15 protein-coding genes are annotated in these 14,169 nt (G+C 39.6%); 10 read left to right on the forward strand and 5 right to left on the reverse strand.

Annotation, left to right across the window (positions count from 1 at the left end):
• Nucleotides 1–12: 12 nt before the first annotated feature.
• The gene (locus D8991_RS01965; RefSeq protein ID WP_120488519.1) at nt 13–1,986 is read right to left on the reverse strand and encodes a T9SS type A sorting domain-containing protein; all 1,974 of its coding nucleotides are present in this window, start codon (nt 1,984–1,986) and stop codon (nt 13–15) included.
• 292 nt (nt 1,987–2,278) lie between these two features.
• Between D8991_RS01965 and D8991_RS01970 the strand changes: the two genes are divergently transcribed.
• Complete coding sequence (locus D8991_RS01970) at nt 2,279–2,893, forward strand: deoxynucleoside kinase (RefSeq protein ID WP_120488520.1); 615 nt, start codon at nt 2,279–2,281, stop codon at nt 2,891–2,893.
• 22 nt (nt 2,894–2,915) lie between these two features.
• The gene (locus D8991_RS01975; protein WP_120489667.1) at nt 2,916–3,251 is read left to right on the forward strand and encodes an ArsC/Spx/MgsR family protein; all 336 of its coding nucleotides are present in this window, start codon (nt 2,916–2,918) and stop codon (nt 3,249–3,251) included.
• Here the strand turns inward: D8991_RS01975 and D8991_RS01980 are convergent.
• The 3 genes from D8991_RS01980 to D8991_RS01990 form a co-directional block, all read right to left on the reverse strand.
• Nucleotides 3,246–3,551, reverse strand: a complete 306-nt coding sequence (locus D8991_RS01980; protein ID WP_120488521.1) for a DUF493 domain-containing protein — start codon at nt 3,549–3,551, stop codon at nt 3,246–3,248. The two genes, D8991_RS01975 and D8991_RS01980, sit on opposite strands and share 6 nt — an antisense overlap.
• Before the next feature lie 213 nt (nt 3,552–3,764).
• Nucleotides 3,765–4,886: a DUF3078 domain-containing protein gene (locus D8991_RS01985; protein ID WP_120488522.1), complete on the reverse strand. Its 1,122-nt coding sequence runs from the start codon at nt 4,884–4,886 to the stop codon at nt 3,765–3,767.
• Between the two features lie 29 nt (nt 4,887–4,915).
• Entirely contained in the window at nt 4,916–5,464 is a 549-nt protein-coding gene (locus D8991_RS01990; protein WP_120489668.1) for an L-threonylcarbamoyladenylate synthase, read from the reverse strand.
• Between the two features lie 125 nt (nt 5,465–5,589).
• On the opposite strand from D8991_RS01990, the gene D8991_RS01995 reads away from it, so the two are divergent.
• Nucleotides 5,590–6,564 carry a deoxyhypusine synthase family protein gene (locus tag D8991_RS01995; protein ID WP_120488523.1) on the forward strand — a complete coding sequence of 325 codons (975 nt, stop codon included), beginning with the start codon at nt 5,590–5,592 and terminating at the stop codon, nt 6,562–6,564.
• A gap of 89 nt (nt 6,565–6,653) precedes the next feature.
• Here D8991_RS01995 and D8991_RS02000 read toward each other — a convergent pair whose 3' ends face one another.
• A complete protein-coding gene (locus D8991_RS02000; protein WP_120488524.1) occupies nt 6,654–7,421 on the reverse strand; it encodes a leucine-rich repeat domain-containing protein in 768 nt (255 codons plus the stop codon).
• A 340-nt stretch (nt 7,422–7,761) separates the two neighbouring features.
• On the opposite strand from D8991_RS02000, the gene D8991_RS02005 reads away from it, so the two are divergent.
• The 7 genes from D8991_RS02005 to miaA all read left to right on the forward strand — a co-directional run bounded on the left by D8991_RS02005 (nt 7,762) and on the right by miaA (nt 14,167).
• Nucleotides 7,762–9,168 carry a peptide MFS transporter gene (locus D8991_RS02005; protein ID WP_120488525.1) on the forward strand — a complete coding sequence of 469 codons (1,407 nt, stop codon included), beginning with the start codon at nt 7,762–7,764 and terminating at the stop codon, nt 9,166–9,168.
• A 75-nt stretch (nt 9,169–9,243) separates the two neighbouring features.
• Entirely contained in the window at nt 9,244–10,755 is a 1,512-nt protein-coding gene (locus D8991_RS02010; RefSeq protein ID WP_120488526.1) for a peptide MFS transporter, read from the forward strand.
• Between the two features lie 36 nt (nt 10,756–10,791).
• A complete protein-coding gene (locus D8991_RS02015) occupies nt 10,792–11,328 on the forward strand; it encodes a thioredoxin family protein (RefSeq protein WP_120488527.1) in 537 nt (178 codons plus the stop codon).
• A 39-nt stretch (nt 11,329–11,367) separates the two neighbouring features.
• On the forward strand, nt 11,368–11,931 hold the full coding sequence (locus tag D8991_RS02020) for a thioredoxin family protein (protein ID WP_120489669.1): 564 nt from the start codon (nt 11,368–11,370) through the stop codon (nt 11,929–11,931).
• Between the two features lie 78 nt (nt 11,932–12,009).
• Nucleotides 12,010–12,549 (forward strand): TlpA family protein disulfide reductase, encoded by a 540-nt coding sequence (locus D8991_RS02025; RefSeq protein ID WP_120488528.1) that lies wholly within the window; start codon nt 12,010–12,012, stop codon nt 12,547–12,549.
• Nucleotides 12,550–12,597: 48 nt separating this feature from the next.
• Nucleotides 12,598–12,909 (forward strand): YkvA family protein, encoded by a 312-nt coding sequence (locus tag D8991_RS02030; protein WP_120488529.1) that lies wholly within the window; start codon nt 12,598–12,600, stop codon nt 12,907–12,909.
• A gap of 367 nt (nt 12,910–13,276) precedes the next feature.
• Nucleotides 13,277–14,167: a tRNA (adenosine(37)-N6)-dimethylallyltransferase MiaA gene (miaA, locus tag D8991_RS02035; protein WP_120488530.1), complete on the forward strand. Its 891-nt coding sequence runs from the start codon at nt 13,277–13,279 to the stop codon at nt 14,165–14,167.
• Nucleotides 14,168–14,169 lie beyond the last annotated feature (2 nt).

Raw genomic sequence — 14,169 nt, forward strand, 5'->3', positions numbered from 1 at the left:
CGGTTTTATATTTTATTTAATTAATAATTTAGACTGGAATAATTCTCCTTTGTCTGAAATTACTTTTACAAAGAATACTCCGGCGTATTTTTTATCAAGTTTGATAGTATAATCTTCATTAGTTTTTATATTCTTATCCGAAGAAACAAGCCTTCCCGAAGCATCATATATCTCAATATTAGCAGATTTCCAATTTTTACTAAATCTGATGATGTAGTTATCTTTTTCTGAATTATATGCTATATATGTTTTTGATAAAACATCTGTAGTTTCTGATGTCTCTAGCTCTGTTGGGTTTCCATAATATAGTCCGTATACTTGAGTAGCATTTCCATCTGCTGGTATAACCATATTATGAGCAATCTGAATTACATTTTTCTTAGCATTTTTGAAATAAAAACTTTCACCAGAGGACAGAACCTTTTCATTATCATTCAGCTTAACTGTATTTTCAGAAATCTCAAATTTAAAATTCTTAATTTCAGGGTTGTATTTCCCAAGTACTGCAGCTTTTCCATAGAAGTCACTTTCATTTGCCTCATTGATATAAAGCATTTTTATATTATTTTTGTCATATCCTCCTTTGATAGGATCTTCTTCAAAAATTCCAAATCTAGCACCTGAAATATCTCCTACTTGTGTTGTAGCATTATCAGAAGTTCCTGATACAGTATCATCAGAAAGTACATAATAAGTTCTTCCTATTTCTTGATTATCTTTATCAAGTCCTATAATTGCAAGTTGTTTTACAGTACTTCCACTTGAATAAGAAGATCTACCTCCTAAGGCTACATCTTCATTATAGCTAAATGTTCTTAGGTCAGCTAAATTTAAAGAGTTTCCTGCTTTATTCTTTTTAAGTTTAAGCACAAAAGTTTGTCCTGGTCTAACGATAGTATACTCAGTATCTCCTACTAATGTTCCATTTTTTGAAAAAACAAGAAATTTGATACTTCCAGTTTTAGTACCTGATTGAGAACCACCTCCCTGTGAAGTATGCTTAACATCGCGTGGCTCTAGTTTTATGCCATATATTTCTTGATCATTAGGTTTAAGTTTTCTTAAATCTAAGTTCATTAGAAATGGATTACCTATTTGGTAAATATTTCTACCAAAATGTGGATTTTCCCAAGAAACTCCAGTACTTCTTACAAAAGCATCATCGAGATAGCTGTTATATCTTTCCTGGTAGTAGTTAAATAATTGTCCTTGATTACCAAAGTCTATATCTTTACCTGCATCTACTAAACTTACTATTACATCTCCTTCTGCTGAAACAGGTATACCTCTAAACACAAGCTGAGTATTAGTACCCTTTTTAACTATAAGATCACCAGGTATATCTTTTGTACCTAAAGCATAATAAGAATGTGGAGGGATTGTTGTAGTTCCAAGTTTTGTTTGTAAATTAGGGAGGCTGTTAAATCTAACTTTTTTGTTGTCCCAATATAGAACTTCTCTTTGTCCACCTCTAGTATTGTTTATGCTCCCTGTTCCCAATTCACTTTGCATAAATCTGATTTCCTTATCTATAAAAGGGAATGCTATTTGCTGATATGCTCCATGCTTTGGTGCTCTGTATTCTTGGCTTACAAATGCCTTGATGTTTGCTTGAGGGATACCTGTTATTTTTAACTGCCCATAAGTATATATTGGAGTTTCATTTAGTTTATTCCATTGGGCATAATTGCCAGGCTCATTAATTCGATTTACAATATTAATATCAGAGATATTGTCACTACCATAAGATTTGTCACTACCATCGGTTTCAAGAGTACTTACCTTTGAAGTGGTTTGTCCTACAATATTAATACTTCCCCTGTTTTCAATTTGTCCAGAGCCAATGGTTTTTAAACCACCACCATTATGTATATAAGCCGACTTTCTAACATTAACTTTGGCATTATTAGAAACAGTCGTTAAATATTGAGCATTTGCCTGAAAGAACAGGGATATTGCGCTGATTGCTAATAGATTTTTTCTCATATTATGCTGTTTATATTAACAAATATCACCGTGCAAAATTATAGTTTTTTTTTGAATAACCAAATTTGTTTTGTTTTTTTTCATTGAAAATGAGAAAAATTATAGGCTTGTAAAAAAATGAAGACACTTATAATATTCAAATTTCTTTTTTCTCTTGTTCATATTCAGTTATAAAAAATACTCTTCTTTTTTTGAAGGATGAGATAACAAATTTATATCTTTACCCCCTCAAAAGTGAGAGGAAGGAGCTCACTACTCGTATTCTGGTTTTAATCATTAATAACATAATAAAATGCACATAGCAATTACAGGAAATATAGGGGCAGGGAAAACCACGCTTACCACTATGCTTGCCAAGCATTATGGGTGGAAGGCTCAGTTCGAAGATGTAGATGATAATCCGTACTTGGAAGATTTCTATGCGGATATGTCTAAATGGAGTTTTGCTTTACAAATCTATTTTCTCGGTAGCCGTTTTAAGCAGGTAAAAGAAATAAGAGAAAGCGGAAAAAACATCGTTCAAGATAGGACGATATATGAAGATGCTCATATTTTTGCGGAGAATTTATATGATATGGGCTTACTTACCCAGCGGGATTTTAATAATTATACCTCAGTATTTCAGCTAATGAAATCTTTTGTTTCAGCTCCAGATTTGCTCATCTATCTCCGTTCTGATGTTCCTAATCTGGTGAAGAAAATCTATAAAAGAGGGAGAGACTACGAAGCAACTATTAGTATAGACTACCTTAGCAAGCTCAATCAGAAGTATGAAAAGTGGATTAATAATTATAAGGAAGGCAAGCTCCTTATTATAGATGTAGATGATTTAGACTTTGTGGAGAGAGCAGAGGACTTTGGCTCCATCTTAGAGAAAATAGAGGGCGAACTGCATGGGCTTTTCTAGCCTTTTCAATATTAAAAAAAAAATGATTAAGGTATTACACAATAATTACTGCTCCAAATCAAGATGCCTGCTCACTTATCTGCACGATAAAGGGGTAGCGTTTGAGATTGTAGATATCATTAATAACCCTCTGGGAGAGGAGGAGATAAAATCTCTACTCAGTATGGGGATAAGTATAGAAGAGCTGGTTCGTACCAATGAGAAGCTTTTTCAGGAAAAATATATCGGGGCAGATTTACCAGCAGAAGGCGTTTCTATACTGGCAAAGCACCCCGAATTAATTCAGAGACCTATTGTTATTTCTGGCTCCAAAGCCATTATCGCAAGGCCTATGGAGCGTGCAGATGCTCTTTTATAGCATAATCGCACTCTCTATTTGCGCTACTTTCTGGTAAATATCTATCACTTGGTCAGCATCCAACACAAATGCACTTATGCTAAGCGATATGTATTTACCATTTTTACTGTCCCTATTACTGATACTCGTCTGTATTCCATCAAAAACCTGATAAATTTCAGTGAGCTTTTCCTGATTATTTGGAATGATAAATTTAAACAGATAATCTTCTGGAAAGTTATGTATCTCGTTGAGTTTTTCTTTTAAGGAAGCATAAAATTCCTCAGGGTTATTGGTTTTGTTAAGTCCTAAAACATTCATTTTTCTAAGTTTTATGTTAATAATTCAGTGAGCCGCCCTTATCGCAAATGCTGAGCCAAATGATTTTTCTGCCAAAAACTGCCACCCACTCGCGTGGGGAGCCACCTTGCAGGTGTGGCAGCCACAGCGTGGCAGGCGTTTATCGCAAACTATCCATACACCGCCAGAAGCTAGAAGCCAGTCGCCAATTATTGTAAACTAACCGCACATCGCCTACTGCTTAAACCCTACGGGCTTTAGGAGTTTGGCATTTTTGGATTTGGTTTCGGAGCCGAGATTGTAGGAGAGCCCTATGCCGAGGGTTTGTTTTCGCTGGAGTTTTTTTATCTGGTCGTGGTCATAGGTGAGGTCGAGGGAGATATTTGCGTTGAGGTATTTATTAAACTTCATATTGATAACGCCCGTGTAGGCGATATCTACGCGCTCGGTGTGGGTGAGGTAGTTGGCAAAGAGGTTGAGCTGGTGGGTGAAGAGGATATCCTTGTAGATTTTGAATCGGTAGAGGATGTTGAGCCTTGCTCCGAGCTCGGCACGGAGGCTTTGTCCGTCTTTTTCCAGACCGTACTTCCCTGCTTTTTGGAGGAGCAGATCGGTTACGAAAGTAAATTGCCCATTGAGCGGGCGGAAGATTACTTGCAAATTTTCCTGCGGGTTATAGGAAATCCCGAGCCCGAGATTGAGGTAGGCGGGGGACATAAACTTAGAGATACGGTCGTCTTTCTTAGGGTCTGGCGTAGCGGCGTAGTTGTACCCCCGTGTAAATTGGGAGATAAACTGGAAGCCCGTGGAGAGGTAGTAAGATTGCCCGATTTCATAGCCGTAATTGGTCATTATATTGATATAATCCTCCGTTTTTCGGGTGGCTTGCCCTTCGGAATCTACCAGCCCGTAGCCAAACTTAAAGGTGTTTTCCAGATAGTGTCTGCTGTATTTATAGATAAGGTTGTAATTGAGCTTTGCGATGACGCCTACATTATTATTACCTCCAGCATTCCAGTTGGAGAAGGAGGATTGATTAAAGGTAAGATTGTTCTGCCCATAGAACAGCCATTTTGATGGTCGGTTAGGGTTTTTCATCAGTCCATAGGGGGTGATGGGGATTTCGTCATAGGGTATGGCGGTGAGAGCGGGTTTTTCGCGAACGATGAGGCTGTCTTTCGGTCGGCTCCCGATCTTGATGTAGGTGGGGTTTTCCAAGCTGTCTATCGTAGGCATAGCCGCTTCCCATTTCTTTTGATAGATGGAGTCTAGCTCCTTTAAGAAAGGCTTCTTCCGCTGGGCAAATGCCGAGATGGAGGCTGATAACACGAGTAAAATAAGGGCTTTGGATTTCATCCTGAGAAGATTTTAGGGGGGGGGGGTAATTAGGCTCTAATGACTTTAACTCTATTGTCTTTCCAGACTTTGATGATAGATGATGCGGGGTACTTAGCTACCTCCGTTCTATGCCCTTCAGCGATATAATCTACGGCTGATTTTATCTCAGCGCTGATGTCTGAGAACTTCTGTGGGCTTTTCTCTCCACTGAAATTCGCCGATGTAGAGACTAGCGGGCTTCCTAATTTGGAGATGAGCTTTCGGCAAAAGTCATCTTTCACCAAACGGATTCCTATGCTGCCGTCTTCTGCTAAGAGCTCTTTGGGGAGTGTTTTAGCTTCTTCATAAACTATGGTAATGGGCTTCTCGCTAAGGTCAATAATCTGCCACGCCATTTCGGGTACTTCTACTAGACTTTGCAATCTCTGCTCGGTATCTACGAGGATAATCATCGATTTATTCTTTTCCCGCTTCTTGATATCAAATACTTTATTAATCGCATCTATATTCATCGCATCACAACCGATACCCCAAATCGTATCCGTAGGGTAGAGTATCGTACCGCCATTTTTCAATATCTGAACAATCTCTTGCATTTTCTGTTCTAACTTTTTCAGCGGGGGCAAAAGTACGGTATTTATTTCAGTCTTTGGAGGGAGCTTCTGCATCATCTGCATTAATATTATATGATTTATCTTTGCGACCATTAAATTAAAACGAAATGAACAATAGACCTATTTCAGATTTCCTTGAGAAATACTTCTTGCACTTTAATGCCGCTACTCTCGTAGATGCTTCCAAAGCCTATGTAGCCCATTTGAATGATGGAGGTAAGATGATGATTACCCTCGCGGGAGCGATGTCTACCGCAGAGCTTGGGAAAATCCTTGCAGAAATGATTCGTCAGGATAAAGTACAAATCATCTCCTGTACGGGAGCAAACTTAGAGGAAGATGTGATGAACCTCGTGGCACACTCCCACTACAAGCGCGTGCCCAACTACCGAGACCTGACCCCAGAGCAGGAAAGAGAGCTGCTCGATAACCACTTTAACAGAGTAACCGATACCTGCATCCCCGAAGAAGAAGCCTTCCGAAGACTGCAAAAGCACCTCGAAGATGTGTGGCAGGCAGCCGAAGAAAAGGGCGAGAGGTATTTTCCACACGAGTTCCTTTACCAAGTGGTAAATTCTGGCGTACTCGAACAATACTACGAAATAGACCCAAAAGATTCTTGGATAGTCGCTGCTGCTGAGAAGAACTTGCCTATCGTATGCCCAGGCTGGGAAGACTCTACTACGGGGAATATCTTCGCCTCTAATGTCATCAAAGGAAAGCTGAAAGCCAGCACCGTAAAATCAGGGATAGAGTATATGGTATACCTTACCGAATGGTACAGAGCCAACTCAGGAGGTAAAGGCGTAGGCTTTTTCCAAGTGGGAGGAGGAATTGCAGGGGACTTCCCAATCTGTGTAGTTCCTATGATGTATCAAGACTTGGAGTGGGAAGATGTACCTTTCTGGTCTTACTTCTGCCAGATTTCAGATTCTACTACTTCTTATGGTTCCTACTCTGGTGCCGTACCCAACGAAAAAATCACTTGGGGGAAATTAGATGTAGATACCCCAAAATACATCGTAGAGTCTGATGCTACCATCTGTGCACCCTTAATGTTTACTTATATCTTGGAAGCCTAAGGTAGCAATTGGCTTTTGGCTATAACAAATGATTAGTGGGCGCCACATAGGGCGCCCACTAATCTGTTTAATAAAGTTTATGTACTTTTTTACTTTATTTTGAATATTTTACCTTTATAGGCACTCCAATTTTTTGCATTTTCATAATCCGCTACTTCGGGTACAAAAATACTTCCTATTGAGGTGCCATAAAATGCCCAGTCTCCTAGTGTAGGGGGCTCCTTTCTGTGAATGGTTATGGTATTTAAGCTATTGCAATTTTGAAATGCGCTATCCCCAATAGAAGTTAGGCTTGCAGGTAGACTGATTGAGGTAAGTGATGAACAGTCCCAAAAAGCTTCGTTTCCTATTGTTGCTAATTGAGTAGAAAAGTTTATACTTTTTAAGCTTGTACACTTCTCAAAAGCTCCTGTATTAATAGTCGTCACATTTTTAAGGTCAATAGAGGCAAGAGCGGTACATTGTTTAAAAGTTCTCTCTAAAATTGTTGTAAATTTATCAGGAAATGTTATGCTTTCCAGTTTTGAACATTCATTAAATGCCTCATCTTCAAGGTGAGTAAGATTTTCAGGAAGGATGATACTTTTAAGTTTAGGATGTTTTCTAAATACTCCTGTATATCGGTCATTGTTATCTATGCTGGTAATTTTGCCTAATACTGGGTCATCTTTAAGATTTAAATCAGTTGTATTCTCATTTTTCCAGGCGATTAGGGTTGTGCCATCGGCACTTAGTTGGTAATCCGATGCTGGAATTACAGGTCGTTGTTCCTGTGTTGGGTCATCATTTCGTGAACAGTTCACTACTGTAGCAGATAGCACTAATGCTGATACTGCCATTAAAAGGTACTTTTTCATTAAAAAAAATTAAATTGAGAGCCTACTCTTTTCAGGATTTTCGGCTTCCTCCTATTATTAACTTTCTTGTTTTGATATTAAATTCTTGGTTTATTAATTCCAAAATTTTAGCTTATAAATTTGCCAAATATAAGTCTTTTTTATATAGTTGATATAATTATGATATTTATCATTATTAGGTATTTACATTTATTGTCTACTATATATTGCTAAGATGCTATATTAGTGAGCTTACTGTTAGAAGCTATAAGCTAAAAGCCAGAAGCCATCAGCTTTTTTATTGTGTATGTAATAAAAAAAACTATATTTGTCCGCTTTTAAATAAGAAAAAGAAGAAATAATGGAAACAGTAGTAAAGAAAAAAGGACACCCGAAAGGATTATACCTCCTGTTCTTCACAGAAATGTGGGAGAGGTTTTCGTATTATGGAATGAGAGCGATCCTTACATTTTACCTTACAGCAAAATTCATAGAAGGCGGCCTTGAGATGGATGAAGTACCCGCTATGGCACTCTATGGTAACTTTGCTGGGCTTGTATATTTTACTCCCCTTATTGGAGGATGGCTTGCAGATAAATATCTGGGGAAAAGACTTTCCATAACGATTGGAGGAGTTACAATGATGCTGGGGCAGTTTACTCTGTTTGCCATCAATACACAGGTGGGGCTTTATCTTGGACTTTTTCTTTTAATTATAGGGAATGGGTTCTTTAAGCCGAATATCTCTACTTTAGTAGGAGGTCTGTATAAAGATGGTGATGAGAGGAGAGACTCAGCGTTTTCTATTTTCTATATGGGAATAAACCTCGGGGCATTGTTTGCACCGATTGTGATAGGATACCTGACAGAGGACTATTTTGCAACAACTAATGCAGATGGAAGTATTGCGTATGGGTATAAATATGGGTTCTTAGCTGCTGGTTTAGGAATGCTTTTGGGGCAGCTGATATTTAATCTATTTGCGCAGAGATTCCTTGGAGACCTCGGTAAGAAGCCTGTGGGGAAAGTATCGGCAGTGGTAGACGAGACCCAGCTTTCTAAAAACCCTGAAACGGGGGAAATCCTTACCTCAGCACAAGAGAAACAGCGTATATCTGTAATTCTTATTCTATTAATATTCGCAACTTTCTTCTGGGCAGGCTTTGAGCAGGCGGGTTCCTCACTATCTTTATATACAAAGAATTTTATTAATAGAGAGGTACATATCCCTTTCTTTGAAGAATTTACTGTTCCTTCCGCTTGGTTCCAGTCGGTTAATCCATTCTTTATCGTTACTCTTGCTCCTCTATTTAGTATCTTCTGGGGCACGAAGCTCGGAAAGAGTATTTCTACGCCAGTGAAAATGGGAATAGGGATGATTATCCTCGGGATAGGCTTCTGGTTTATGCTGGGAGCGGTTTATGAAAGAGCAGCGAATGGAGATATTAATGATACAGCAAATAAAGCAGCGATGATGTGGCTTATCCTTACTTATTTCTTCCATACGATTGGGGAGCTCAGCCTTTCACCAGTGGGCTTATCGGTAGTTACAAAGCTCTCCCCACCAAAGCTCGCATCAGTACTTATGGCAGTATGGATGCTTTCTTCTTCGCTAGCTAATATTATAGGAGGCTATATTGCGGGGCTGGTATCAAAACTCGGTGCAGGTGAGGTGTTCACTTATATCTCTGGCTTTGTAATGATATGCGGTCTCTTGCTGATACTCCTCAATAGACCTATTCGCAAGCTGATGCACGGTGTGAAATAATGGCAGAGCGGATTATTTAATAAGATTTTATACATTTGCGAGGTTGTTTTCTCTAATGAAGGCAACCTCTTTTTAATGTATACACTGGAAAAAGTACAAAACTTCAAAGGTAAATATCCTGTACAGATATGGAGCCTCTTCTTCTCTGAGATGTGGGAGAGGTTCTGCTTCTACGGTATGCGAGGGATGCTCGTATTCTTTATGGTACATCAGCTGAATTTTAATGAGAAAGAAGCTACCTTACAATACGGCGCTACCCAAGCCTTTGTATATGCTTTTACCTTTATAGGTGGGCTGTTTGCAGATAAGATTCTCGGTTTTAGGAAATCCTTGTTCTGGGGCGGTATTATGATGATTGTTGGGAGCGCCCTCCTCGCAGTTGATCCTCATACCTTTTTCTTTCTTGGGCTGTCGTTTATTATCATAGGTACAGGTTTCTTTAAACCGAATATCTCTACCATCGTAGGGAAACTCTACCGAGATGATGATGACAGGCGAGATGCAGGCTTCTCACTCTTCTATGCGGGGATAAACCTTGGAGCATTCCTCGGAGGGTATATCTGTGTAGCGATTGGTAAAGGATATATGCTTGCTTCTGTTATAGAAGAAGCCTACCGCTGGAATGTAGCCTTTGGGCTCACTGCGGTTGTAATGGTCGTTAGCCTGATTAATTTCTACTTTACCCGACAGAAGCTCGGACCTATAGGTCTTGCACCTGGCAACCCCGATGCCATAGTAAAAACGAAGCCCCTACCGAAGTGGTCTGAATATGCGGTATATCTGCTTACACTGGTTTTTATACCCGTTATCCAGATAATGGTGTCTAACCCAGAATATACCGATTACTTTATGTATACGATTGGGCCACTTACGCTCATCTATCTTTTCGTTGAGATGAGGTTCGTCTCCAAAGTAGAGCGAAATAAGCTCTGGGCAGCATTGATATTCATTCTCTTTTCGATTATCTTTTGGGGGATATATGAGCAGAGCGGAGGCTCTCTCAGCATCTTTGCGGCTAAAAACTTAAATGATAATTTGCTGGGGATTACAGTTGACCCTAATGGAGTAAATAATTCTGCAATATCTTTCTTTATTATAGCCTTAGCGCCTGTATTGGGATTGCTTTGGTTGTGGCTAAGCAAGAAAAAGATAGAAATTAACTCGATTATAAAATTCGGTTTAGGCTTTATCTTCCTTGGGCTTGGCTATTATGTACTCTTCGCTACGAGGTTCTTTGCCATAGATGGGAAAAGCTCATTGGATATATTTACGATAGCACTGCTTGTTATTGCATTGGGAGAATTGTTCCTTTCCCCTATCGGGCTTTCTATTATGACGAAGCTATCCCCCGAGAAGTTGCAAGGTATTATGATGGGGATGTGGTTCCTTGCATCTGCATACGGAGAGTATGTAGCAGGGCTCATCGGGGCAAACCTTGCTCAAGCAGATGAAAATGCTTCGGCAGTGGTGAGCTTAGCTGCCTATACCGATGGCTACAAAACACTCGGAATATACGCTCTTATTGCGGGTGTGGTACTCATTTTGCTATCACCGTTTATCAAAAAACTAATGCAGGAAGTACAATAGTTGTACTTTAATACTTAATAAATCAATATCAAAACGATGAATAAACTCGTATTAATTCTATCTCTGATACTTGCACAGCTCTCATCAGCCCAAAGTATCAAGTGGATGACCTTTGACGAAGCCGTAAAAGCACAGGAAAAGAGCCCTAAGAAAATATTGGTAGATATATATGCCGATTGGTGCGGTCCGTGCAAGATAATGGCAAGCACAACCTTTACCCATCCCGAAATTGTGAAGCTCATTAATGAGAACTTCTATCCTGTGAAATTCAATGCCGAAGGTGCAGAAACAGTGCATTACAAAGGAGTAGCTTTTGCAAATCCTAACTTCCGAAAAAATACCTCTGGAAGGAATACAATACACGAATTCACCCGATTTATGGGGATATACAGCTATCCGACCATTGCTTTCTTTGATGCTAAGCAAGACCTCATTACCAACCTGAGAGGAGCACTTACCGCTAAGGAAATAGAGCCGTATCTTACCTTTATAAAAGATGAAGAGTATAAGAAAGTTTCTACAAAAGAGCAGTGGGAAAAATATCAACGAAGCTTTAAATCAAAAATCAAATAATAAATAATCTTAAACCCAAAAAATAAATAAACTATGAGTATTAAACAGTATTGGGACAAGGCAGTTTCATTTAGCGAATACCTAAAAGATGCAGAAGAAAAACTCAACAATCCTAAAAACCAAGACGAAGTAGATAAAAAACAATACTATGAGCTCGCTCTGCAAAGGATGAATAGAGCGATTAAGACCTTTAAGAAATCAGAGGAAGATGTACAGGCTCTTAAAAACAAAAATTTCAAAGGTAAAATCCTTATCATCACCGAGGCGTGGTGCGGAGATTCCAGCCAGAGTGCTCCTGTCATCAACCAGTTTTTTGAGGGAGAAAATGAAGTGAGATTCTTCTATCGCGATTCCGACCACTCCTTGATAGACCAATTCCTCACCAACGGTGCACAAGCAATTCCAAAGGTGCTCATTCTCAATGAAGATGATGAGGTTATCAATACTTGGGGACCAAGACCCGCTTATGGCGTAGAACTCCTTAAAAAGTTTAAGGCAGACCCAGAAAACTACCCTCGTGAGCAGTTTTATAACGACCTTCAGGTTTATTACGCGAAGAACAAAGGTAAAGACACTATTGCCGAGATTTTAGATCTGATTTAATATCAAACCACCATAAAAAGAACCAAGGATGAGGGATATATTTCCTTTTTCTTGGCTCTTTTCTTTTATTCCAAGCCTATGAAAAAGAATATTCTGTACGCTATTATTGCACTTATCATCGCTATTGTATTCCTCGTACCCTCTGTGAGGGAAAAACTTCAAGAGCTCTTTCTCCCCATAGCCAAAGTTCAGGAAGCTGTAAGCATTTCAGCCGACGATTATAATATCTCATTAAAAGGTATTAATACCCCCAATGCCAATTTGGCAGACTTTAAAGATGAAATGCTCTTCCTCAACTTCTGGGGCACTTGGTGCCCTCCGTGTAGGCAAGAGTGGGGCAGCATACAAAAACTCTATGAGGCTAAAAAGGATAAACTCAACTTCGTCCTTATCGCAATGCAAGATGAAGAGCCTGCCGTACGCAAGTTTTTGGAGGAAAATAAATACACCGCTCCTGTATACATCGCTGAAAGTCCTATTTCCGATAAGCTCCTCCCGAAATCCTTCCCCACTACTTTTATTATCAGCAATCGGGGACAGATTCTCAAGAAAGAAACAGGCGCCCTTGACTGGAATTCTTCCAATATCCATCAGTTTATAGACAACCTTTCTCGCTAAAACCTTTGGTATAGATTCTGCTATCTTGCCATCGCTAATCATAATGAAATGAAATATTCAAAACTATACTTGATAAAACAAGCCTACAAAAACCGAAAGGAAATAAGGAAAATCCCCAGCCTCTTCCGTATGATAGGGCTTTGGATTAAGGGCGAGTACAAACCCAAAACCCTGAATATCCTCCTCCCTTTGCTCGGTATTATCTACATTATCTCTCCGATAGACCTTATTCCTGAGTTTATCCCATTCTTTGGCGTTACGGATGACATTGCTATCCTCTCACTCTGCCTTTCAAAACTGATGAAAGAGATTAATCGCTTCCATATCTGGTCTCTTAAAACAAATAATACATTAAATTAAAACAAAGCCTCTGATTACAGGGGCTTTTCCTTTGTAAAATCTCTTAAAGGGTAGTCATTGACTATTAAAAAATCTCCATCAGCTACAGAGTGGGTAGTTATTCTGGCTAAGTGTACTCCCCACGCAAGTAGGTGTATCACCGGCTACGGCGTATCCATTGGGTTGGTGCTAATTCTGTCGGATAGAAATCTATTTTATTATTAAAAAAATTAAATGCCTCACCGGCTACGGCGTATCCATTGGGTTGGTACTAATTCCGTTGGATAGAAATCTATTTTATTATTAAAAAAATTAAATGCCTCACCGGCTACGGTGTATCCGCTGGGTTGGTGCTAATTCCGTCGGCTGGAAGCCGTATATTTGTGGGGTGAAAAGGATTATTTCTATTGTTGGTACTACGGGGATAGGCAAGACGAAACTCGCTATAGGGCTTGCAAGGGCGCTGGGTGCTGAGATTATTTCTTGCGATTCTCGTCAGTTTTTTAGGGAGATGCCCATTGGTACGGCAGCTCCTACGGTGGCGGAGCTCGGCTTGGCTAGGCACCATTTTGTGGGGCATCTTTCGGTGGAGGATTCATATTCTATCGGGCAGTTTGAAATCGATGCCTTGAAGAAGGTAGATGAACTTTTCCAGACTTATGATAATATCGTTTTGGTTGGGGGGAGTATGATGTATGAAAAGGCATTGATACGGGGGCTGAATGACCTCCCGGAGGCGAATGAGGAAAACCAAAGAAAGCTCCAAAAAATCTGGAAAGAGGAGGGCTTAGCACAGCTTCAAGACCTATTAAAAAACCTTGATGAGGACTATTATCATAGGGTGGATTTGGAAAACCCGCGCCGATTGCTCAGAGCAATAGATGTTATTTGGCAAACGGGTGAGAAATATTCTCAGCTTATAGCCTTTCCCAAAGCAAAAAGGGATTTTCAAACGCTGAGAATCGGGATAGAAGCCCCTCGTGAGGTGATTTATGAAAGGATAAACCTCAGGGTGGAGCAAATGATAGAAAATGGGCTGGTAGATGAGGTGAAAAGCCTTTTGCCATATAAGGAATCGGTAGCCCTGAAGACGGTGGGCTATACGGAGATTTTCAAGTATCTTTCGGGAGAGTGGAGCTTGGATTTTGCCATTTCGGAGATAAAAAAGAACTCTCGCCGCTTTGCCAAGAGGCAGCTGACTTGGTACAGAGGGGAAGAGGATATTCATTGGGTAGGCTATCTCAATCCTTTGGAAGAATCCTTATCTTTGCTCCAATAAAA

It is taken from the genome of Bergeyella cardium (assembly GCF_003614945.1).
Taxonomy (GTDB): Bacteria; Bacteroidota; Bacteroidia; order Flavobacteriales; family Weeksellaceae; genus Bergeyella_A; species Bergeyella_A cardium.

What these genes read in the sequence shown, in the direction of transcription:
- D8991_RS01965 (WP_120488519.1), bottom strand. Translation starts at nt 1,986, where the DNA reads ATGAGAAAAAATCTATTAGCAATCAGCGCAATATCCCTGTTCTTTCAG.
- D8991_RS01970 (WP_120488520.1), top strand. Translation starts at nt 2,279, where the DNA reads ATGCACATAGCAATTACAGGAAATATAGGGGCAGGGAAAACCACGCTT.
- D8991_RS01975 (WP_120489667.1), top strand. Translation starts at nt 2,916, where the DNA reads ATGATTAAGGTATTACACAATAATTACTGCTCCAAATCAAGATGCCTG.
- D8991_RS01980 (WP_120488521.1), bottom strand. Translation starts at nt 3,551, where the DNA reads ATGAATGTTTTAGGACTTAACAAAACCAATAACCCTGAGGAATTTTAT.
- D8991_RS01985 (WP_120488522.1), bottom strand. Translation starts at nt 4,886, where the DNA reads ATGAAATCCAAAGCCCTTATTTTACTCGTGTTATCAGCCTCCATCTCG.
- D8991_RS01990 (WP_120489668.1), bottom strand. Translation starts at nt 5,464, where the DNA reads ATGCAAGAGATTGTTCAGATATTGAAAAATGGCGGTACGATACTCTAC.
- D8991_RS01995 (WP_120488523.1), top strand. Translation starts at nt 5,590, where the DNA reads ATGAACAATAGACCTATTTCAGATTTCCTTGAGAAATACTTCTTGCAC.
- D8991_RS02000 (WP_120488524.1), bottom strand. Translation starts at nt 7,421, where the DNA reads ATGAAAAAGTACCTTTTAATGGCAGTATCAGCATTAGTGCTATCTGCT.
- D8991_RS02005 (WP_120488525.1), top strand. Translation starts at nt 7,762, where the DNA reads ATGGAAACAGTAGTAAAGAAAAAAGGACACCCGAAAGGATTATACCTC.
- D8991_RS02010 (WP_120488526.1), top strand. Translation starts at nt 9,244, where the DNA reads ATGTATACACTGGAAAAAGTACAAAACTTCAAAGGTAAATATCCTGTA.
- D8991_RS02015 (WP_120488527.1), top strand. Translation starts at nt 10,792, where the DNA reads ATGAATAAACTCGTATTAATTCTATCTCTGATACTTGCACAGCTCTCA.
- D8991_RS02025 (WP_120488528.1), top strand. Translation starts at nt 12,010, where the DNA reads ATGAAAAAGAATATTCTGTACGCTATTATTGCACTTATCATCGCTATT.
- D8991_RS02030 (WP_120488529.1), top strand. Translation starts at nt 12,598, where the DNA reads ATGAAATATTCAAAACTATACTTGATAAAACAAGCCTACAAAAACCGA.